This window comes from Haloactinopolyspora alba, from assembly GCF_003014555.1.
Lineage (GTDB): Bacteria > Actinomycetota > Actinomycetes > Jiangellales > Jiangellaceae > Haloactinopolyspora > Haloactinopolyspora alba.
The window spans coordinates 81210-95605 of record NZ_PYGE01000011.1; the positions used below are offsets into that span (position 1 = coordinate 81210).

The 14396-nt window shown below is 71.3% G+C and carries 15 protein-coding genes; 4 read left to right on the forward strand and 11 right to left on the reverse strand.

Annotation, left to right across the window (positions count from 1 at the left end):
- Positions 1 to 85: 85 nt before the first annotated feature.
- From CLV30_RS15565 to CLV30_RS15580, 5 genes are all read right to left on the reverse strand, one after another.
- The gene (locus tag CLV30_RS15565) at positions 86 to 925 is read right to left on the reverse strand and encodes an alpha/beta fold hydrolase (protein WP_106538139.1); all 840 of its coding nucleotides are present in this window, start codon (positions 923 to 925) and stop codon (positions 86 to 88) included.
- A gap of 542 nt (positions 926 to 1467) precedes the next feature.
- A complete protein-coding gene (locus CLV30_RS15570) occupies positions 1468 to 1701 on the reverse strand; it encodes a hypothetical protein (protein WP_106538140.1) in 234 nt (77 codons plus the stop codon).
- Positions 1694 to 1963 carry a colicin D domain-containing protein gene (locus CLV30_RS15575; RefSeq protein ID WP_106538141.1) on the reverse strand — a complete coding sequence of 90 codons (270 nt, stop codon included), beginning with the start codon at positions 1961 to 1963 and terminating at the stop codon, positions 1694 to 1696. Before CLV30_RS15575 ends, CLV30_RS15570 begins: the two co-directional genes overlap by 8 nt.
- 35 nt (positions 1964 to 1998) lie before the next feature.
- Entirely contained in the window at positions 1999 to 2154 is a 156-nt protein-coding gene (locus CLV30_RS26045; protein ID WP_146154796.1) for a PIN domain-containing protein, read from the reverse strand.
- Between the two features lie 296 nt (positions 2155 to 2450).
- Positions 2451 to 2894 (reverse strand): GNAT family N-acetyltransferase, encoded by a 444-nt coding sequence (locus CLV30_RS15580; protein ID WP_106538142.1) that lies wholly within the window; start codon positions 2892 to 2894, stop codon positions 2451 to 2453.
- 182 nt (positions 2895 to 3076) lie between these two features.
- Here CLV30_RS15580 and CLV30_RS15585 point away from each other — a divergent pair, with 182 nt between their 5' ends.
- Positions 3077 to 3958 carry a hypothetical protein gene (locus CLV30_RS15585; RefSeq protein WP_106538143.1) on the forward strand — a complete coding sequence of 294 codons (882 nt, stop codon included), beginning with the start codon at positions 3077 to 3079 and terminating at the stop codon, positions 3956 to 3958.
- Here the strand turns inward: CLV30_RS15585 and CLV30_RS15590 are convergent, their stop codons facing one another.
- Positions 3959 to 5533: a phytoene desaturase family protein gene (locus tag CLV30_RS15590; protein ID WP_106538224.1), complete on the reverse strand. Its 1575-nt coding sequence runs from the start codon at positions 5531 to 5533 to the stop codon at positions 3959 to 3961.
- 84 nt (positions 5534 to 5617) lie between these two features.
- Positions 5618 to 7813 carry an MMPL family transporter gene (locus CLV30_RS15595; protein ID WP_106538144.1) on the reverse strand — a complete coding sequence of 732 codons (2196 nt, stop codon included), beginning with the start codon at positions 7811 to 7813 and terminating at the stop codon, positions 5618 to 5620.
- A 263-nt stretch (positions 7814 to 8076) separates the two neighbouring features.
- On the opposite strand from CLV30_RS15595, the gene CLV30_RS15600 reads away from it, so the two are divergent.
- Together CLV30_RS15600 and CLV30_RS15605 are read left to right on the forward strand one after the other, a co-directional pair.
- The gene (locus CLV30_RS15600; RefSeq protein ID WP_240723344.1) at positions 8077 to 8595 is read left to right on the forward strand and encodes a SigE family RNA polymerase sigma factor; all 519 of its coding nucleotides are present in this window, start codon (positions 8077 to 8079) and stop codon (positions 8593 to 8595) included.
- A complete protein-coding gene (locus CLV30_RS15605) occupies positions 8592 to 10169 on the forward strand; it encodes a hypothetical protein (protein ID WP_106538146.1) in 1578 nt (525 codons plus the stop codon). Before CLV30_RS15600 ends, CLV30_RS15605 begins: the two co-directional genes overlap by 4 nt.
- Positions 10170 to 10302: 133 nt before the next feature.
- On the opposite strand, the gene CLV30_RS26530 is transcribed toward CLV30_RS15605, so the two are convergent.
- Positions 10303 to 10473, reverse strand: coding sequence for a hypothetical protein (locus CLV30_RS26530; protein ID WP_165358692.1), 171 nt, complete (start codon positions 10471 to 10473; stop codon positions 10303 to 10305).
- A gap of 714 nt (positions 10474 to 11187) precedes the next feature.
- Between CLV30_RS26530 and CLV30_RS15610 the strand changes: the two genes are divergently transcribed.
- Positions 11188 to 11688, forward strand: coding sequence for a CHRD domain-containing protein (locus tag CLV30_RS15610; RefSeq protein ID WP_106538147.1), 501 nt, complete (start codon positions 11188 to 11190; stop codon positions 11686 to 11688).
- A 402-nt stretch (positions 11689 to 12090) separates the two neighbouring features.
- Here the strand turns inward: CLV30_RS15610 and CLV30_RS15615 are convergent, their stop codons facing one another.
- The 3 genes from CLV30_RS15615 to CLV30_RS15625 are packed head-to-tail and all read right to left on the reverse strand — an operon-like array spanning position 12091 to position 14356.
- Positions 12091 to 12876: an ABC-2 transporter permease gene (locus tag CLV30_RS15615; protein ID WP_106538148.1), complete on the reverse strand. Its 786-nt coding sequence runs from the start codon at positions 12874 to 12876 to the stop codon at positions 12091 to 12093.
- Positions 12873 to 13625, reverse strand: coding sequence for an ABC transporter permease (locus CLV30_RS15620; RefSeq protein WP_106538149.1), 753 nt, complete (start codon positions 13623 to 13625; stop codon positions 12873 to 12875). The genes CLV30_RS15615 and CLV30_RS15620 overlap by 4 nt, the downstream gene beginning before the upstream one ends.
- Positions 13622 to 14356, reverse strand: a complete 735-nt coding sequence (locus CLV30_RS15625; RefSeq protein WP_106538150.1) for an ABC transporter ATP-binding protein — start codon at positions 14354 to 14356, stop codon at positions 13622 to 13624. Before CLV30_RS15625 ends, CLV30_RS15620 begins: the two co-directional genes overlap by 4 nt.
- Positions 14357 to 14396: the final 40 nt, after the last annotated feature.

Genomic DNA, 14396 nt, shown 5'->3' on the forward strand with positions numbered 1-14396 from the left:
CACTACTGATCACAGTGTCAGCTTCATGCCCTCGTGACTCCCGCCCACGCCATCAGTACGCCGCCCACGCTTCAAAAGCGCTCTCTCAGCTCAAGAACTCCGTGGTCGTCGACACGAACCTGTCCGTGTCGTCGAGCCACGGGAAGTGCCCGGCACCGTGCTGGACGACGAGGTCGGCGTGCGGGAACAACGCGGCGAACTCGGCCATCGCATCGGGCGGTGAGTTCAGGTCGACCTGACCTGCGAGCAGGAGGACGGGACGTTGGAACCGCGCGACGGCGGCACGTGTGCGGTCCGGGTCGAACGCGCCCTCGGCGAAGAACACATTGGCGGCCGCGTGGTTCTTCTGGTGCTCCGCCGCAGCGCGATGCTCCCGTGCCGCATCGTCCCAGCGGCCGTAGAGGAACGGGTCGATCTCCCGCCACGCGTCGGCGGTCGCGTTGCCGGCGATGATCTCCTCCAGCGCAGCGGAGGCCGACGGGAACCATGCCTCACCGTCACGGCTCCGTGCCGTCTCACGCCGGAGGTCCGCGGTCACCGTGATGCCGACCGCCAGGACGCTTGGAGTGATCAGCGCGAGCTTTCCGACGCGTTCGGGGTGGCGGGCCAGGTACTGCACGGCCACGTTCGTCCCGGCGGAGTGGGCGAGCAGATCCAGCCGCTCGAGGCCCAGGTGTTCACGCAGCGCCTCCACGTCGTCGACGAGCCGGTCGCAGCGGCAGGACGCGGTGTCATGCGGCTCCGCGGACCGGCCTGTTCCGCGCAGATCCAGCATGACCAGCTGACGGTGCTCGGACAGGCCACCGAGATCGCCGAGATACGCGGAGTCCTGCATCGGCCCGCCGGGCAAGCAGACCACGGGAGAACCTTCTCCGAATACGTGGTACGCCAGCTCGGTCCCGTCGTGCGCGGCGAAGGTCGGCATGGTCCCAGACCCTGGCAGCCGCCTGTGGCGCGAGCAACAGGATTGCCGGGCCGCCCGACGAGCCGGGCAACGTTCTCGAAACGACACGCTGCCCTACGTCAGCAGCCGCATACCCGCGCCCTGTGCCGGCCACGAGCTCGTATCTCCCGCCGCTGTCGGCACGAACACCCGAGTCCGACGTGCAGAACTCCGACAGCAGCGCACCCCACGCGTCCGCGCGCCGGCCCTGCTGCTCGGCCGGCTCAGCCAGCGTCCACGCCCCCGGAATCACCCCGCGCACGCCACTGCCTAGACACGCGAAAGAGCCGGTGACGAACCCTCGGCGACGTCGCCCGCGGGTCGCTATCAGCGTGACGCGGGTGCCTACCGGATGCGTGTCGTCCAGGTCACGACCGCGTCACTCGCAGCGCACGCTGTCGACAGCCTGTCAGTCGGCGTATCGCCCAGGGTGGCTACTCGCCCAATCTCGAGGGTCAGTTCAACCATGCTATGAACCGAGTCCCTGTCTGCTCGTAACGCCGTTCCGGGCTCCCGTAACCGCCTCACTGCTCTTCGTCGCGAACCCGCGCCCGTGCCTCTCCGAGCGTCGTCCGGTAATCATCTCGGAGCGGCTCCACCAATGCCCCTTCAAGCAGCGCCTCCAGGTCCCACAGCACACGTTGCTCGGCTTGGTCCTCAAACGCCACAGGTTGATCGGCATCGCCGGTGCGAGCAAGCCAGTCAAACAACACCAATGCTTGATCCCGCGACAATCGGATCTTGACCTCGTCAGCCACCGCCTAAACCTCCATGCTTGAGTACGTTACTCAATTGATCGGGACTCAGGCGCCAGCCGCTGACGAACTCACCGTTGCGCGCGACGACGTTGAGGCCAGTCGATGGATCAACGTGGTGCGTGGCGGAGTTGCCGCGGTGGGTGCCCGAGATGGAACGCGTTCCAGATGCATTGATGTGCTGGTGAATCGCTTCACTGAATCGCGCGGCGTTCGCCTTGCTGTAATTGCCAGTCACACCAAAGTCGGGCGCGTGCTTCTCGATGAGGCATTCCGACTCTCTCGAAACGAGACGCTGCCCTACGTCAGCAGCCGCACGCCCGCACCCTTGGCCGCCCGGCGATCGAAGGTGACGCTGTGCTCACACCCCGCGTCCAACCCGAGTTCGTCGGTGACCGCGTCAGAGAAATCCGCGCCGTCGGCCATCCGCCGCACGGCTCGCCGGATCACATCCACCCACTCGACCACGATCTCTTGCGCTTCGAGCAGCCTGTTCCGGCTCGTCCTACGGTGAGGTATCGAACGAGAACGTTCGTGTCGAAACCGATCACGTGTCCACGCCCTCAACCGCACCTTCACCGATGGCTTGTTCCATCTCGGCAAGGCTCACGGGCTCGTCCCGAGGCTCGACCATACCTTTGAGGGACCGTATCGACCCTGTGCCGGCCACGAGCTCGTACCTCCCAACTGCTGTGTGCTCACGTACAAACTGCACCCGTCACGGGCTTGGACCTGGGACCGCCCGCGACGGATCACAGGGTCAGCTTCATGCCCTCGTGACTGGCGACGAAGCCGAGCCGCTCGTAGAACCGGTGCGCGTCCGTGCGGGAACGGTGTGACGTCAGCTGCACCATGCCGCACCCGCGTTCCCGTGCCCGGTCGATGGCCCAGGTGATCATCTGCTGACCCGCTCCCCTGCCCCGCCGGTCCGCGTGGATGCGCACCGCTTCGATCTGGCACCGCTGCGCGCCGTGGTGCCCGAGGCCGGGAATGTAGGTGAGCTGCATGCAGCCGACGACCTCTCCGTCGTCGTCAGCCACGATCAGCTCGTTGCGCGGGTCGGCGTCGATCTCGGCGAACGCCCGCTCGTAGGCCTCGTCCACCGCGGCACGGTCTCTGTCCTTGCCCAAGGTGTCGTCGACCAGTAAAGCCAGCACGGCGGTCAGATCGTCACGGCGAGCCTCGCGGAACAGCACGAGCCGGAGTCTACGGAACGCCGCATGCCGGACTCATCCAGACCACCCCGCGCCAACTCTTGAGCGCGGCGCTCGCGCCGTAGGTGCGATCTCGTGCCATGTACGGAAAGGATGATCGCGGCGGGATAGGCACAGGAACCAGTTGTCATGCTCATATTCTGTTATCGCTTAGACTGCTGGTCGTGGCAGACAACAACCGGGCCGTCCGCGTGCCCGCGGTACTACTCATCGACGAGTTCGACACCGCCCTGGCAACTTCCGGCGCGTCGGCCGCCACCCGACGGCAACGCCGCTGGGCGCTGACCGAGGCCGTCCGGTTCGCCGCCGACGCCACCGGCCGCACGCCCGATCAGGTCGACGTCGCCACGCTGCTTCGCACGGACGTCGTCGCCGGCTGGCTCGCCTCCGCGGCCTCGGGCGACACGCACAGCCGAGGCCCGCACCGGGAGGCGTCCAGGGCCTCGCTGCGGGCCCGGCGCGCATCCGTCCGGGCCATCGCCGACCACCTGCAACTGCCCACCCCCGATGTCCCCGTGCCCACCGCCTCCACTGCCGAGCGCCTCACGACGGCTCAGGCCCGGGCCGCCGTCCGGTCGCTGCTCGGCGGCCCGCCTCCCCGGATGCAGCGCTCCACCTGGGCGCGCACCGCCGTCCTCGCCGCACTCGTCGTCGACACCGGCGAGCGGACCGGCGCGCTGACCGGACTCGCCGTTGACGCGATCGACCAGCAAGCCGGCACCGTCGACCTCGGCACCCACACGGTCCCGCTCCACCGCGACACCACGGCCGTGCTGCATGCCTGGCTGCACGAACGCTCCACCCTGGTGCACAGCCTCGAGGGCAGCCCTCCCCCGCAGCTGTGGGTCACCACCCGGACGGTGCGCACCGGCCGCGGCGAGACTGCCCGGCTGCACCACGCCGGGCTCCCGCTGACGGAGCGGGCCCTGCACCTGTCCCACCAGCGATGCCTGCGCCGTCTCGTCCTCGCCGGTGCCCACGTCGACCTGCTCCGGCTCGGTCAGTACCGGCCCGAGCAGAAGATCAGCCGTCCGGGCCCGGACTGATCACGCAGATCCCCGGCCCAGCACCGCCATCGCCGCGGCGCGGCCGGGGATGCCGCTCACGCCGCCCCCGCGCCTGGCGCCTGCACCGCACAGCAGCACCCGCGGCCAGCGGGTCTCGACGCCCCACGTGCCCACCTCGTCGTCGGTCTCCGCGAACGGCCAGGCGAGGTCGCGATGGAAGATGTGCCCGCCGGGCAGGCCGACGTCACGCTCAAGGTCCAGCGGCGTCCGCGCCTCCACGCACGGCCGCCCGTCGGCGTCGACGTACAGGCAGTCCTCGACCGGTTCGGCCAGCACCGAGTTCACCGACGCGAGCGTCGCCTTCAGCGCCTCGTCGCGGGCGGCGGCGTTGTCGCTGCGGAACAGCCGCGCGGGCATGTGCAGGCCGAACAGTGTCAGCGTGTGCGCGCCCCCGGCCCGCAGCTCCGGCCCGAGAATCGACGGATCGGTCAGCGAGTGGCAGTAGACGTCGCACGGCGGCAGCTCCGGGATCACGCCGCCGGTCGCCTGGGCGTACGCCGTCTCCAGCTGCGTCATCGACTCGTTGACGTGGAACGTGCCGCTGAACGCCACGGCCGGGTCGGTGCCGTCGCGCAACCGCGGCAGCCGCCGCAGCACCATGTTCACCTTGAGCTGCGAGCCCTCGGGACGCTCGGCACCGGCGCTCGCCCCGTCCGTGCCGACCGGGCCGACCAGGCCTTCCAGCGTCGACGGCGCGCACGCGGCGAGAACGTGCCCGGCGCCGGCGCGCCGTTCGCGGCCCTCGTCGTCGAGATACGTCACCTCGCCGTCCGGGTCGACCGCCGTCACGTCGGCACGGGTGGTGATCCGGGCGCCCGCGGCCAGCGCAGCCTCGCGCAGCGCGTCGGTCACCGCGCCCATGCCGCCGACCGGGACCTCCCACTCCCCCGTCCCGTTACCGATCACGTGGTAGAGGAAGCACCGGTTCTGCCGCAGCGAACCGTCGTCCACTCCGGCAAAAGTCCCGATCAGCGCGTCCGTCGCGACCACGCCGCGGACGACGTCGTCGCGCACGTACGACCGCACGATCGCACCGATCGGCGTGCCGAACAGGCGTTCCCACGCCTCCTCCCCGACGATGCGGCGTATCCGCTCGGCCGGAAGCAGCGGCTCGGTCATCGTCGGGAACACCCGGTGGGCGACGTCACCGGTCAGCGCCGCCAGCCGGGACCAGCCCGCATGGTCGGCGTCCGAGCCGGTCACGTCGGCGAACGACGCCCGGGTGGCGGAGTCGTCGGCGCCGTCGACCAGCAGGCCCCGTCCGCCGGCCGGGGTGTACGAGGAGTACCGCCGGCGGCGCAGCTCCACCCGCAGGCCCAGCTCGCTCACGATGCGCCGCGGCAGCAGTGACACCAGGTACGAGTAGCGGGACAGCCGGGCGTGCACGCCGGGGAACGCCCGTGCCGAGACCGCCGCACCGCCGACGTGCGCGAGACGCTCCAGCACCAGCACCGAGCGCCCGGCCCGGGCCAGGTAGGCGGCGGCGGTGAGTCCGTTGTGCCCGCCGCCGACCACGACGACGTCGTAGCGGCTGCGATCGGTGCCCGTCGGCATGGCGCCCATCCTGTCCGGCCGCCCAGGGCCGCCGCCACCGGGGACGAGATTCAGCATCCGCCACGACATCGCCGTCACCTCCCCTCAGCCGACCGGGTCGAGCTCGCGCGCGTCCTGCGCCACCGGCGCGCGCCGCCGCATGAACCTCGGCGCCCACCAGTTCGCCCGGCCCAGCAGCGCCATCAGCGACGGCAGCACCACGGCTCGGATGACGACGGCGTCGATGAGGATGGCGACGGCCAGGCCGACACCCATCTGCTTCATCTCCACCACCCGCATCGCGGCGAACAGCCCGAACACCGCCACCATCACCAGCGCGGCGCTGGTCACGACGCCGGCCGAACCGGTGATGCCCTCGCGGATCGCCTCCCGCGTGGACACGCCGCGGTCCACGGCCTCGCGGATCCGGCTGACGACGAACACGTGGTAGTCCATCGACAGCCCGAACAGGATCACGAACAGGAACAGCGGGATCCACACCACCACGGCGCCGTTCGAGGTGAAGTCGAGGACGCCCTCGGCCCAGGTGTTCTGGAACACCAGGGTGAGGACCCCGAAGGCCGCGACCGTCGACAGCAGATTCACGAAGACCGTGGTCGCGCCCACGACCACCGACCGGAACGTCACCGTCATCATGACGAACGCCAGCACCAGGACGAACCCGATGATCCACGGCAGCTTCGACGACAGGTTGTCCGAGTAGTCGACGTTCTCCGCCACGCCGCCGCCGACGGCGATCTCGGCGCCGACGTCGTCGAACGCGGCGGGCAGCACCTCGTCGCGCAGCACCCGCAGCGACTCCGCCGCCTCGTCCGACTGCGGCGGGTACGGCACGCCGAGCGTGGCCGTCGTGACGGTGCCGTCGTCAGCCGTGCGGATCCGTGGCGGCTGGTCGTGCGCGAAGTGCCCGTCGACGGCGACCAGCCCGCCGAGCCGGTCGAGTGCGTCGTCGACCGCCGCCCGCTCGCCGGCGCCGTGCTCGACGGCGACGACGTGGGAGGTGCCGGAGCTCGGGAACGTGTCCACCAACCGGTCGTAGCTCTGCATGACCGGCAGGCTGCGCGGGAAGCTCTCCTCGGACGGGTTGCTCAGGCTCATGTTCAGCGCCGGCGCGGCCAGCGCGAGCAGCGCGGCGACGGACACCCCGAACGTCACCGCCGGGCGCCGCAGCGCGGGCCGCAGCACGGCCGGCCAGAACCGCGGCCGCCGCGACGACGCGGTCAGCCGCCACACCAGCGGCAGCCGCGGCCTGTCGACGAGGCGGCCAAGCTTCGCCAGCATCGCCGGCAGCACGGTCAGTGAACCCACGACCGCGACGACGACCACCAGGATCGCGCCGGTCGCCATGGATGCGAAGTTGACGTCGCCGGCAAGGTAGAGCCCGGCCATCGACACGGCGACCGCCGTGCCCGACACCACGACCGAGTGCCCGGACGTGGCCGCCGCGATCTCGACCGCCTCGATGGTCCCCCGGCCACGGGCGCGCTCCTCACGTTCCCGGCGCAGGTAGAACAGCGAGTAGTCGACCCCGACGGCCATGCCGACCAGCAGCACCAGGTGGGTGACGGTGCCGCCGTCGGGCACGGCGTGCGAGGCCAGCGCGTACAGCCCGATCGCCGAGGCCACCGACGAGACGCCCAGCAGCACCGGCACCCCGGCGGCGAGGATCGCCCCGAACGCCAGCAGCAGGACGGCCAGCGTCACCGGCACGCTGAGCATCGCGATGGTCCCGAGGTCCTCCTCGAGCATCCCGTTGAACGACTTCATGATCGAGGCGCTGCCGGCCTGTTCCACCAGCATCGCGGGATACTGCTCGTCGACACGTTCGGTCACACCGAGCAACGCGTCCACGCGTTCCTCGGCCGTGTCCGGGTCACCGGCGACGACCACGGGAACCATCAGCGCCTCGCCGTCGGCCGCCTCGACCGGCTCACGGACCTCCGCGACGTCCGGCAGCGCTTGCATCCGCCGGGTGACGTCGCCGGCGATCTCGTCCGCCAGCGCGGCGTCGAACCCGCCGGACCCGGCGGAGGCGCCAGTGATCAGCACGTTCTCGGTCGCGGGTGCCTGCAGGTCGGCCTCGGCGATCATCTCGGTCGCGCGCCCCGCCTCACCGACGCCGAGGTCGACGTCGCTGGCCTGCTGGATGCCGGCGACGCTCATACCGCCGACGCACACGACGAGGAACGCGAACCACGCCCCGATCGCGCGCCACGGGCGGATCGCACTCCACCGGGCGACCCGCACGGTGGCGGGTTGGCGTTGCTGTTTCCTGGACACTTCGACTGCCCCTCTCGGTGAGCTCACACGCTCGTCCGGAATCGATCACGACGTGACCAAGCGTCGTGGAACACGGCGTGCGCAGCACTGGTGCCGGTGCCACAGTCCGGGGTGGGGCTATCCCCCCGCGGCCGTCGACGGGCGGCGGCCGCTACGCCGCCTCTCGCGCGCGGACCATCCGCCGCGGATCCGGTGACAACCCACGGTGCGCGAGTTCCGTCTGGTACGTGACAGGGTCGATGGAGCATGAGGGAGTTGGTGGCGTGGGCACCCGGCAGGCACGGTCCGACGAGTTCACCGCGTACGTGGACGCACGGCGCGGTCATCTGCGCCGGGTCGCCTATCTCGTGTGCGGCGACTGGCACACGGCCGAGGACCTGGTCCAGACGGCGTTGGTCAAGCTCTACGCGGCGTGGCCGCGCATCCACACCGCGGGTGCGGAGGACGCCTACGTCCGGCGCATCATCGTCCGGGCACACCTGGACGAGAAGCGGCGGCCGTGGCGGCGCGAACGTGTCGGCCTCGACGGCGTCGACCAGGCCGCTCCCGAAGCGCTCTCCCTCGAGGACAACGACGCCCTCCTGGCCGCGCTGAAGACGCTGCCGCATCGGCAGCGTGCCACCGTGGTGCTCCGTTACTGGTGCGGGCTCAGCGTCGAGGAGACGGCCGAGGACCTCGGCTGCTCGACCGGGACCGTGAAGAGCCAGACCGCACGTGCGATGTCGGCGCTGCGTGCCGCCCTGTCGCCCGAAGACGTGACCAGCGAGAGGCGATTCGCATGAATGGCGAGGAAGAGATCAGCCGGCGACTCGGGAATCTGGGATTCTCCGACGAGCCGCCGATGACGTCGATGGCGGCCGACGACCTGCGCCGCGGCCGGCGGCACCTGCGCCGTCGGCGGCTCGCGACGTGGACGACCGGCGTCGCGGGGGTCACCGTGCTGGCCACCGGTGTCGCTGTCGCGCTCCCGGGCGACGGCTCGGGCCCGGCTCGCGAGCAGGAGGTCGCCGCAGGCGCGCCGACGAGCACCGGCACCCCGACGGACGGGGGCGCACCGACGAGCGGCGGCACCCCGTCGAGCACGGGCACCCCGACGACCGGCGGCACCCCGTCGAGCACCGGCACCCCGACCGAGCCCACTGGGCCGGACGGGCTTCAGCAGCGCATCGGCTACCAGCGCACCCGGCAGCTGCTTCTGGACACCGCGGTCGAGCACTTCGACCCCGAACGCGAGCACCTGCCGGATGAGTCGTCGAACGGCCAGAGCGGCGGCGTCGACGATGAGGTGCGGGTCGGCACCAAGCTCGGCTGGACGGTTCCGGGTCAGTCCGGGCTCGGCCTGGTCCAGGTCGCGGTCACCGTCCCCGGCTACGCCGGCGGCGAGCACGCGCTACAGAGCTTCGCGATGAACATCGGCTGCGAGGTCGGCTCGGGCGCCTGCACCAAGCAGCCGATCCCGGGCACCGAGCAGACGGCCCTGGTCGCCGACGCCGACCCGGAGATGGACCGGCAGTTCGCCGTCGTGCACGAACGCGCCGACGGTTCGCTGGTCGGCGTGGCCGTCTACGACCTGTTCGGCAACAACAGCACCGAGCCGGTCTCGTCGGTGGACGTCGAGCTCGAGGACGCCTTCGCCTACGTCACCGACGCCGACCTGCGCGTCGACCCGGCCGACGTGTCCCAGGCGCGCGAGAACGACTCGATGTACGACAGGCACCCTGGTTCGGAGGTGTCGGAGCAGCCGCTCGACTTCTCCAGCGACGAGACGGCAGCGGCACCGCCCGCCTCCGACATGAGCGCGGACGAGATGAGCCAGGTCGTGCAACAGTGCGTCGACGGCGCCCCGGGCTGGGAGGGCTTCGAGCCCACCTTCGGGGTGCGCGCCGACGTCACCGCCGACGAGGGGACCAACACCAGCTGGGTGCTTGCGCACGACGGCGGCAAGCGGCTGGTGTGCGGTGCCGACTCGGACGGCCGGCTCACCGGCGGGGCGCGCTTCGGGGACGCGGCCGCGAAGAGCAACCCCTACCTGATCGAGCCGGTCGTGCCGAAGGACGGCGGCTTCGGGATGTACACGGCCGACGTCGCGCGGGTGACGGTGCAGGCCTCCGGCGGCCCCGAACAGGACGCGATCATGCGCGACGGGTACTGGTTCGTGCCGATGGCGGGCGACGACCTGAGCGCGTTCGCCTACCGCGGCTACGACGCCGACGGCGAGCTGGTATACGACTCCACCACCGTGGACACGGTCGAGACCTGCTACACCGACCCCGACGGGACCGAGATCATCCGGAAGGGTGCGCAGCAGGACCCGGCTCTCGAGGACTGCGAGCCGGCGCACGAGTGGAACCACTGACGCCGCGCCGATGATCCGCAGCCCGTTGCCCCGGTCTCGTGCGCGAGGCCGGGGCAACCGGTGCTGCACCGGTTCCCTGCTCCGGCGGGGAGGCGCCCGGTCGGCCTGCCGCTCGCCTGATCAGTCGGCCTGATCAGTCGGCCCACTGGGCGCTGACGGTGTTCGCCCAGGCAGGGTCTCCCATCTGGGTGCCGCCGGGCCCGATCTGGACGATGTGGTCACCGTCGCGCTCGATCGGGCGTACCAGCCAGCTGTGGTTCTGTGCGTTCCAGGTCAACACGTACTCCGTGTCCCGGCGCAGCATCGTCGTCCTCCACCTTCTCCGTCGCGACAGTCGGCGACGATCCGTCGACGTGAAAGCCCGCCCAAGGTTTTCGATGTCTGACCGGACGATGATGGCCCCGACTCGACAGCGCCGCAACGCGAACACGCTCGTGTCGCGACTGTCGGCACTGGCATGACCTGCGACGACGCTGGACCGGAGAAATTCTGCCCGTTCGGTCGCCCGCAGAATTGTCCGAACGGCCGATGCCGATGCCGTCCGCCCACCGCTGCCGGGACGCTGCGTGAGCCTGGTACTCCAGCTGTGGATCGTGATCTCGCCACGACGCGGGCCCGGGCACGAACGGCCGCCGCGGTGCCTTCGCGCCGACGAACAGGCGGGCAAAGCCCCGTTGTAGAAGGCGGTGACACGAGGGTCAACAGGTGCCACTCATGTCAACCCCTATGACAACACAAGGACAGCACGTCCGACTCGGCCGGAAGCCGGCGACGACAGACGACCGTCAGGTGTCGTCGCGACGGTGCGATGCGCACGCGGCCGGATACAACCGGACGATCACGATCTGCAGCTGCGGTACTAGCCCATCTCGCGCGGCGGTACGCCAGCGGCGAGGTCGAGGGCATGTGAACAATCCATCCGGGCACGGGACCCGTATCACAGCCGACCGACGACATCGCCCGGGCGCGGGCCGGCTTCGACGGACCCGTGCGCCGGGCCGACGAAAGGACGGATCCGATGCGTACACGCACGACACGGATGACCCGGATGGCCATCGCCGTCGCCGGCGCCTCGGCGGCGCTGATCCTCGGTGGCGTGCCGGCCTCCGGCGCTAGCGGCGGCACGGGTGACGACGCCGCGGTCGACGTCCTCGTGACACACCTCGACGGGGAACAGGAGGTGCCCGGCCCCGGTGACGACGACGGGCACGGGACCTTCGCCGCGGTCGTGCGGGGCGACCGCCTGTGCTATGTGCTGACGGCCGTACGCATCGAGACCGCGACCGCCGCGCACATCCATGCCGCGCCGGCCGGGGTCGCCGGCGGCATCGCCGTCGGGCTCGAGACGCCGGACCGGGTCGGCAAGGGCTGCATCACGACGGTCCCGGACGCCCAGGACACCGCCGACACGCTGTCCGAGAGCGAGCTCGCCGACATCCTTGCGAACCCTGCCGGCTACTACGTGAACGTCCACAACGCAAGGTTCCCGGCCGGAGCGATCCGCGGTCAGCTGGGCTGACGCGGCACGCCGCACCCATCCGGGTCGTCCGCCCGGGTCGTCCGCCCGGGTCGTCCGCCCGGGTCGTCCGCCCCGAATGCTGTCCGGCGGGTCAGCCGGCGGACGACGCGTCACCTGATCGTCATCGCGTCACCTGATCGTCTGGCGGGCGGCGATCAGGTGACGGTCTCGCGGTCGGGATGCGCATGAAGGTCACCTGATCATCTCCACTATCTGGAACGGCGGTGATCAGGTGACACACAAGGCCATTCTCCTGTCCAGATGTCACCTGATCATCTTGCCGACAGCTCGCGAACGCCCGCATCACCGCGCGTCGGTGATCGGCACGCACCGTGCGGCGACGTGACGCCCGACGCGACGCCCGACGCGAGGCCCGACGACGACCCCCGATCCCCGCCCGTCTCACACGTCCCTGCGACGCAGCGCCAGGTAGCCACCGACCAGGGCGAACGCGGTCCACGCCACCAGGATGGCCGACGCCGCCCACGACCCGTAGTCGCGCCCGAACTGCGGGTCACCGTCGACGTCCAGGTGCATCAGCACCATCCCCGCCTGGTCCGGCAGGTACTGCACCACGTCGCGGATCTGCGGCATGTTGCCCAGCCCTTGGGAGCCGAGGAACAGCACCGGCAGCAGCACCCCGAGCGCACGTGCCGCGCTCCCCAGTGCGGTCGCCACGCCGAGGGCGAACACGCTGATCAGCGGCAGGTACAGGCACGCACCGACGACAGCGGCGCGCGCGTCGGCCGCGGACAGCGAGGTGCCGTGCGGGCCGAGCGCGGCCTGGGCGGTGACGAACGCGACGGGGACGGTCACCAGCGACACCGCCAGCACGGCGCCCGCCACGGCGAGAGTCTTCGCGCCGTAGAACACCACCCGGCGCGGTGTCGCCGCGAACGACGTCCGGATCGTCGAGGTGCTGAACTCCTGCCCCGCCGCCAGGGCGCCCACCACCACCGCCGCCAACTGCGCGATGGTCAGCCCGTAGAACGTCGCGAACAGCGGATCGAACGTCTCGCGCTGTTCACGCGGCATGTCCGCGAAGCCGTCCCGGAAGCTGTACCCGACGGCGTAAGCCAGCCCGACGCCGAGGACGAACAGCACCGGCAGCGCCCACACCGTCGATCGCACCGAGCGGATCTTGAGCCACTCCGCGGCGGTCACGGCGGCGAACGCGCCGCCCGTCACAGGTCGCGCCGGTGCAGGCTCAACCCGCCAGCCGCCATCGCCACGACGGCGTAGGCCACCATCACGGCCAGCGCCACGGCGCCCGGCAGGACGGCGTCGTCCGCCCCGCCGACCTGGGCCGGAAGGTTCGGCAGGAGCACCGCCCCGACGCGCTCGCCCCACGGGCCGGGCAGCGCGCCCGCGACGCCGGGCAGGACGAACAGCAGCGAGGCCACCGCGACGACGGCCGCGGCCGTGGACCGCAGCAGCGCACCCAGCCCGAGCCCGAGCAGCGCCGCCACCACCACGGCCAGCCCGTCGGCGAGCAACTCCGACAGCGGCTCGCCGAACCCGTTCACGCGGCGATCGCCCATGATCGCGCGGCCCAGCACAGACGCAGCGGGCAGCGACACGACGGCGGCCACGGCCCCCGCCGCGGCGACCACGATCGCCTTCGCGCCCAGGATCCGTCCTCGCGACGCGGCGGCCATCGTCGCCCGCACCGTCCCGGTGGCGTACTCGGACGTGATCGTCAGCACGCCCAGCACCCCCGCCGCCAGCGGCACGATCTGCATGACCAGGTAGACCCCGGACGCCGCCGCCGTCACCGGATCGTCCGGCGGCCTCCCGTCGGCGATCGTCGCGACGTTCCACACCCACAGCGCGCTGAGCACCACCGACGCGACGACGACGGCGGCGGTGTACGGCGCCGAGCGCACCGACCGCGCCTTGAGCCACTCCGCGGCCACCACGTCGGCCGGCGCCGTCACGGCCGGCCTCCCGCCGGGTGGGCGCGGTACTCGTCGTCCTGCGCGGTCAGCGTCATGTAGGCGCGCTCGAGTCCGCCGTAACGCTCGGCCAGCTCGCGCATCGTCGTGTCGGCGACCAGGCGGCCGCGCCCGATGATGACCAGCCGGTCGGCCGTCAGCTCCAGCTCGCTCATGAGGTGGCTGGACACCAGGACGGTGCGTCCCTCGGCCGCCTGCGCGCGCATCAGCTCCCGGATCCACCGCACCCCGTCCGGGTCCAGGCCGTTGACCGGCTCGTCGAGCATCAGCACCGGCGGGTCGCCGAGCAGGGCGGCGGCGATGCCCAGGCGCTGTCGCATCCCGAGCGAGTACCCGCCCGCCTTCTTCCGCGCGACCCCGGCCAGCCCGACCTGTTCGAGCAGGTCCTCGACCCGCCGGCGCCCGATCCGGTGCGTCCGCGCCAGCGCGCGCAGATGGTTCAGGGCGCTGCGCCCGGGGTGCGCGGGCGCAGCGTCGAGCATCGCGCCGACCTCGTGCAACGGCTGCTCGAGGTCGGTGTAGCGGCGCCCGCCCAGCAGCACGTCGCCGGAGGTCGGGGTGTGCAGTCCGAGGGCGATGTTCATGGTGGTCGACTTGCCCGCGCCGTTCGGCCCGAGGAATCCGGTGACGTGGCCCGGCTCGACCGTGAACGACAGCCCGTCGAGCGCGACCGTGCCGCCGTAGCGTTTCGTCAGCTCTCTCACTTCGATCATGCCCTCGAGCCTGGACCGGTGGGGTCGGGCCGCGCGTCGG

Bases quoted from the DNA above. Each gene is read 5' to 3' on its own strand.
- CLV30_RS15565 (WP_106538139.1), bottom strand. From the start codon at position 925: ATGCCGACCTTCGCCGCGCACGACGGGACCGAGCTGGCGTACCACGTA.
- CLV30_RS15590 (WP_106538224.1), bottom strand. From the start codon at position 5,533: ATGCCGACGGGCACCGATCGCAGCCGCTACGACGTCGTCGTGGTCGGC.
- CLV30_RS15605 (WP_106538146.1), top strand. From the start codon at position 8,592: ATGAATGGCGAGGAAGAGATCAGCCGGCGACTCGGGAATCTGGGATTC.
- CLV30_RS26530 (WP_165358692.1), bottom strand. From the start codon at position 10,473: ATGCTGCGCCGGGACACGGAGTACGTGTTGACCTGGAACGCACAGAAC.
- CLV30_RS15610 (WP_106538147.1), top strand. From the start codon at position 11,188: ATGCGTACACGCACGACACGGATGACCCGGATGGCCATCGCCGTCGCC.
- CLV30_RS15625 (WP_106538150.1), bottom strand. From the start codon at position 14,356: ATGATCGAAGTGAGAGAGCTGACGAAACGCTACGGCGGCACGGTCGCG.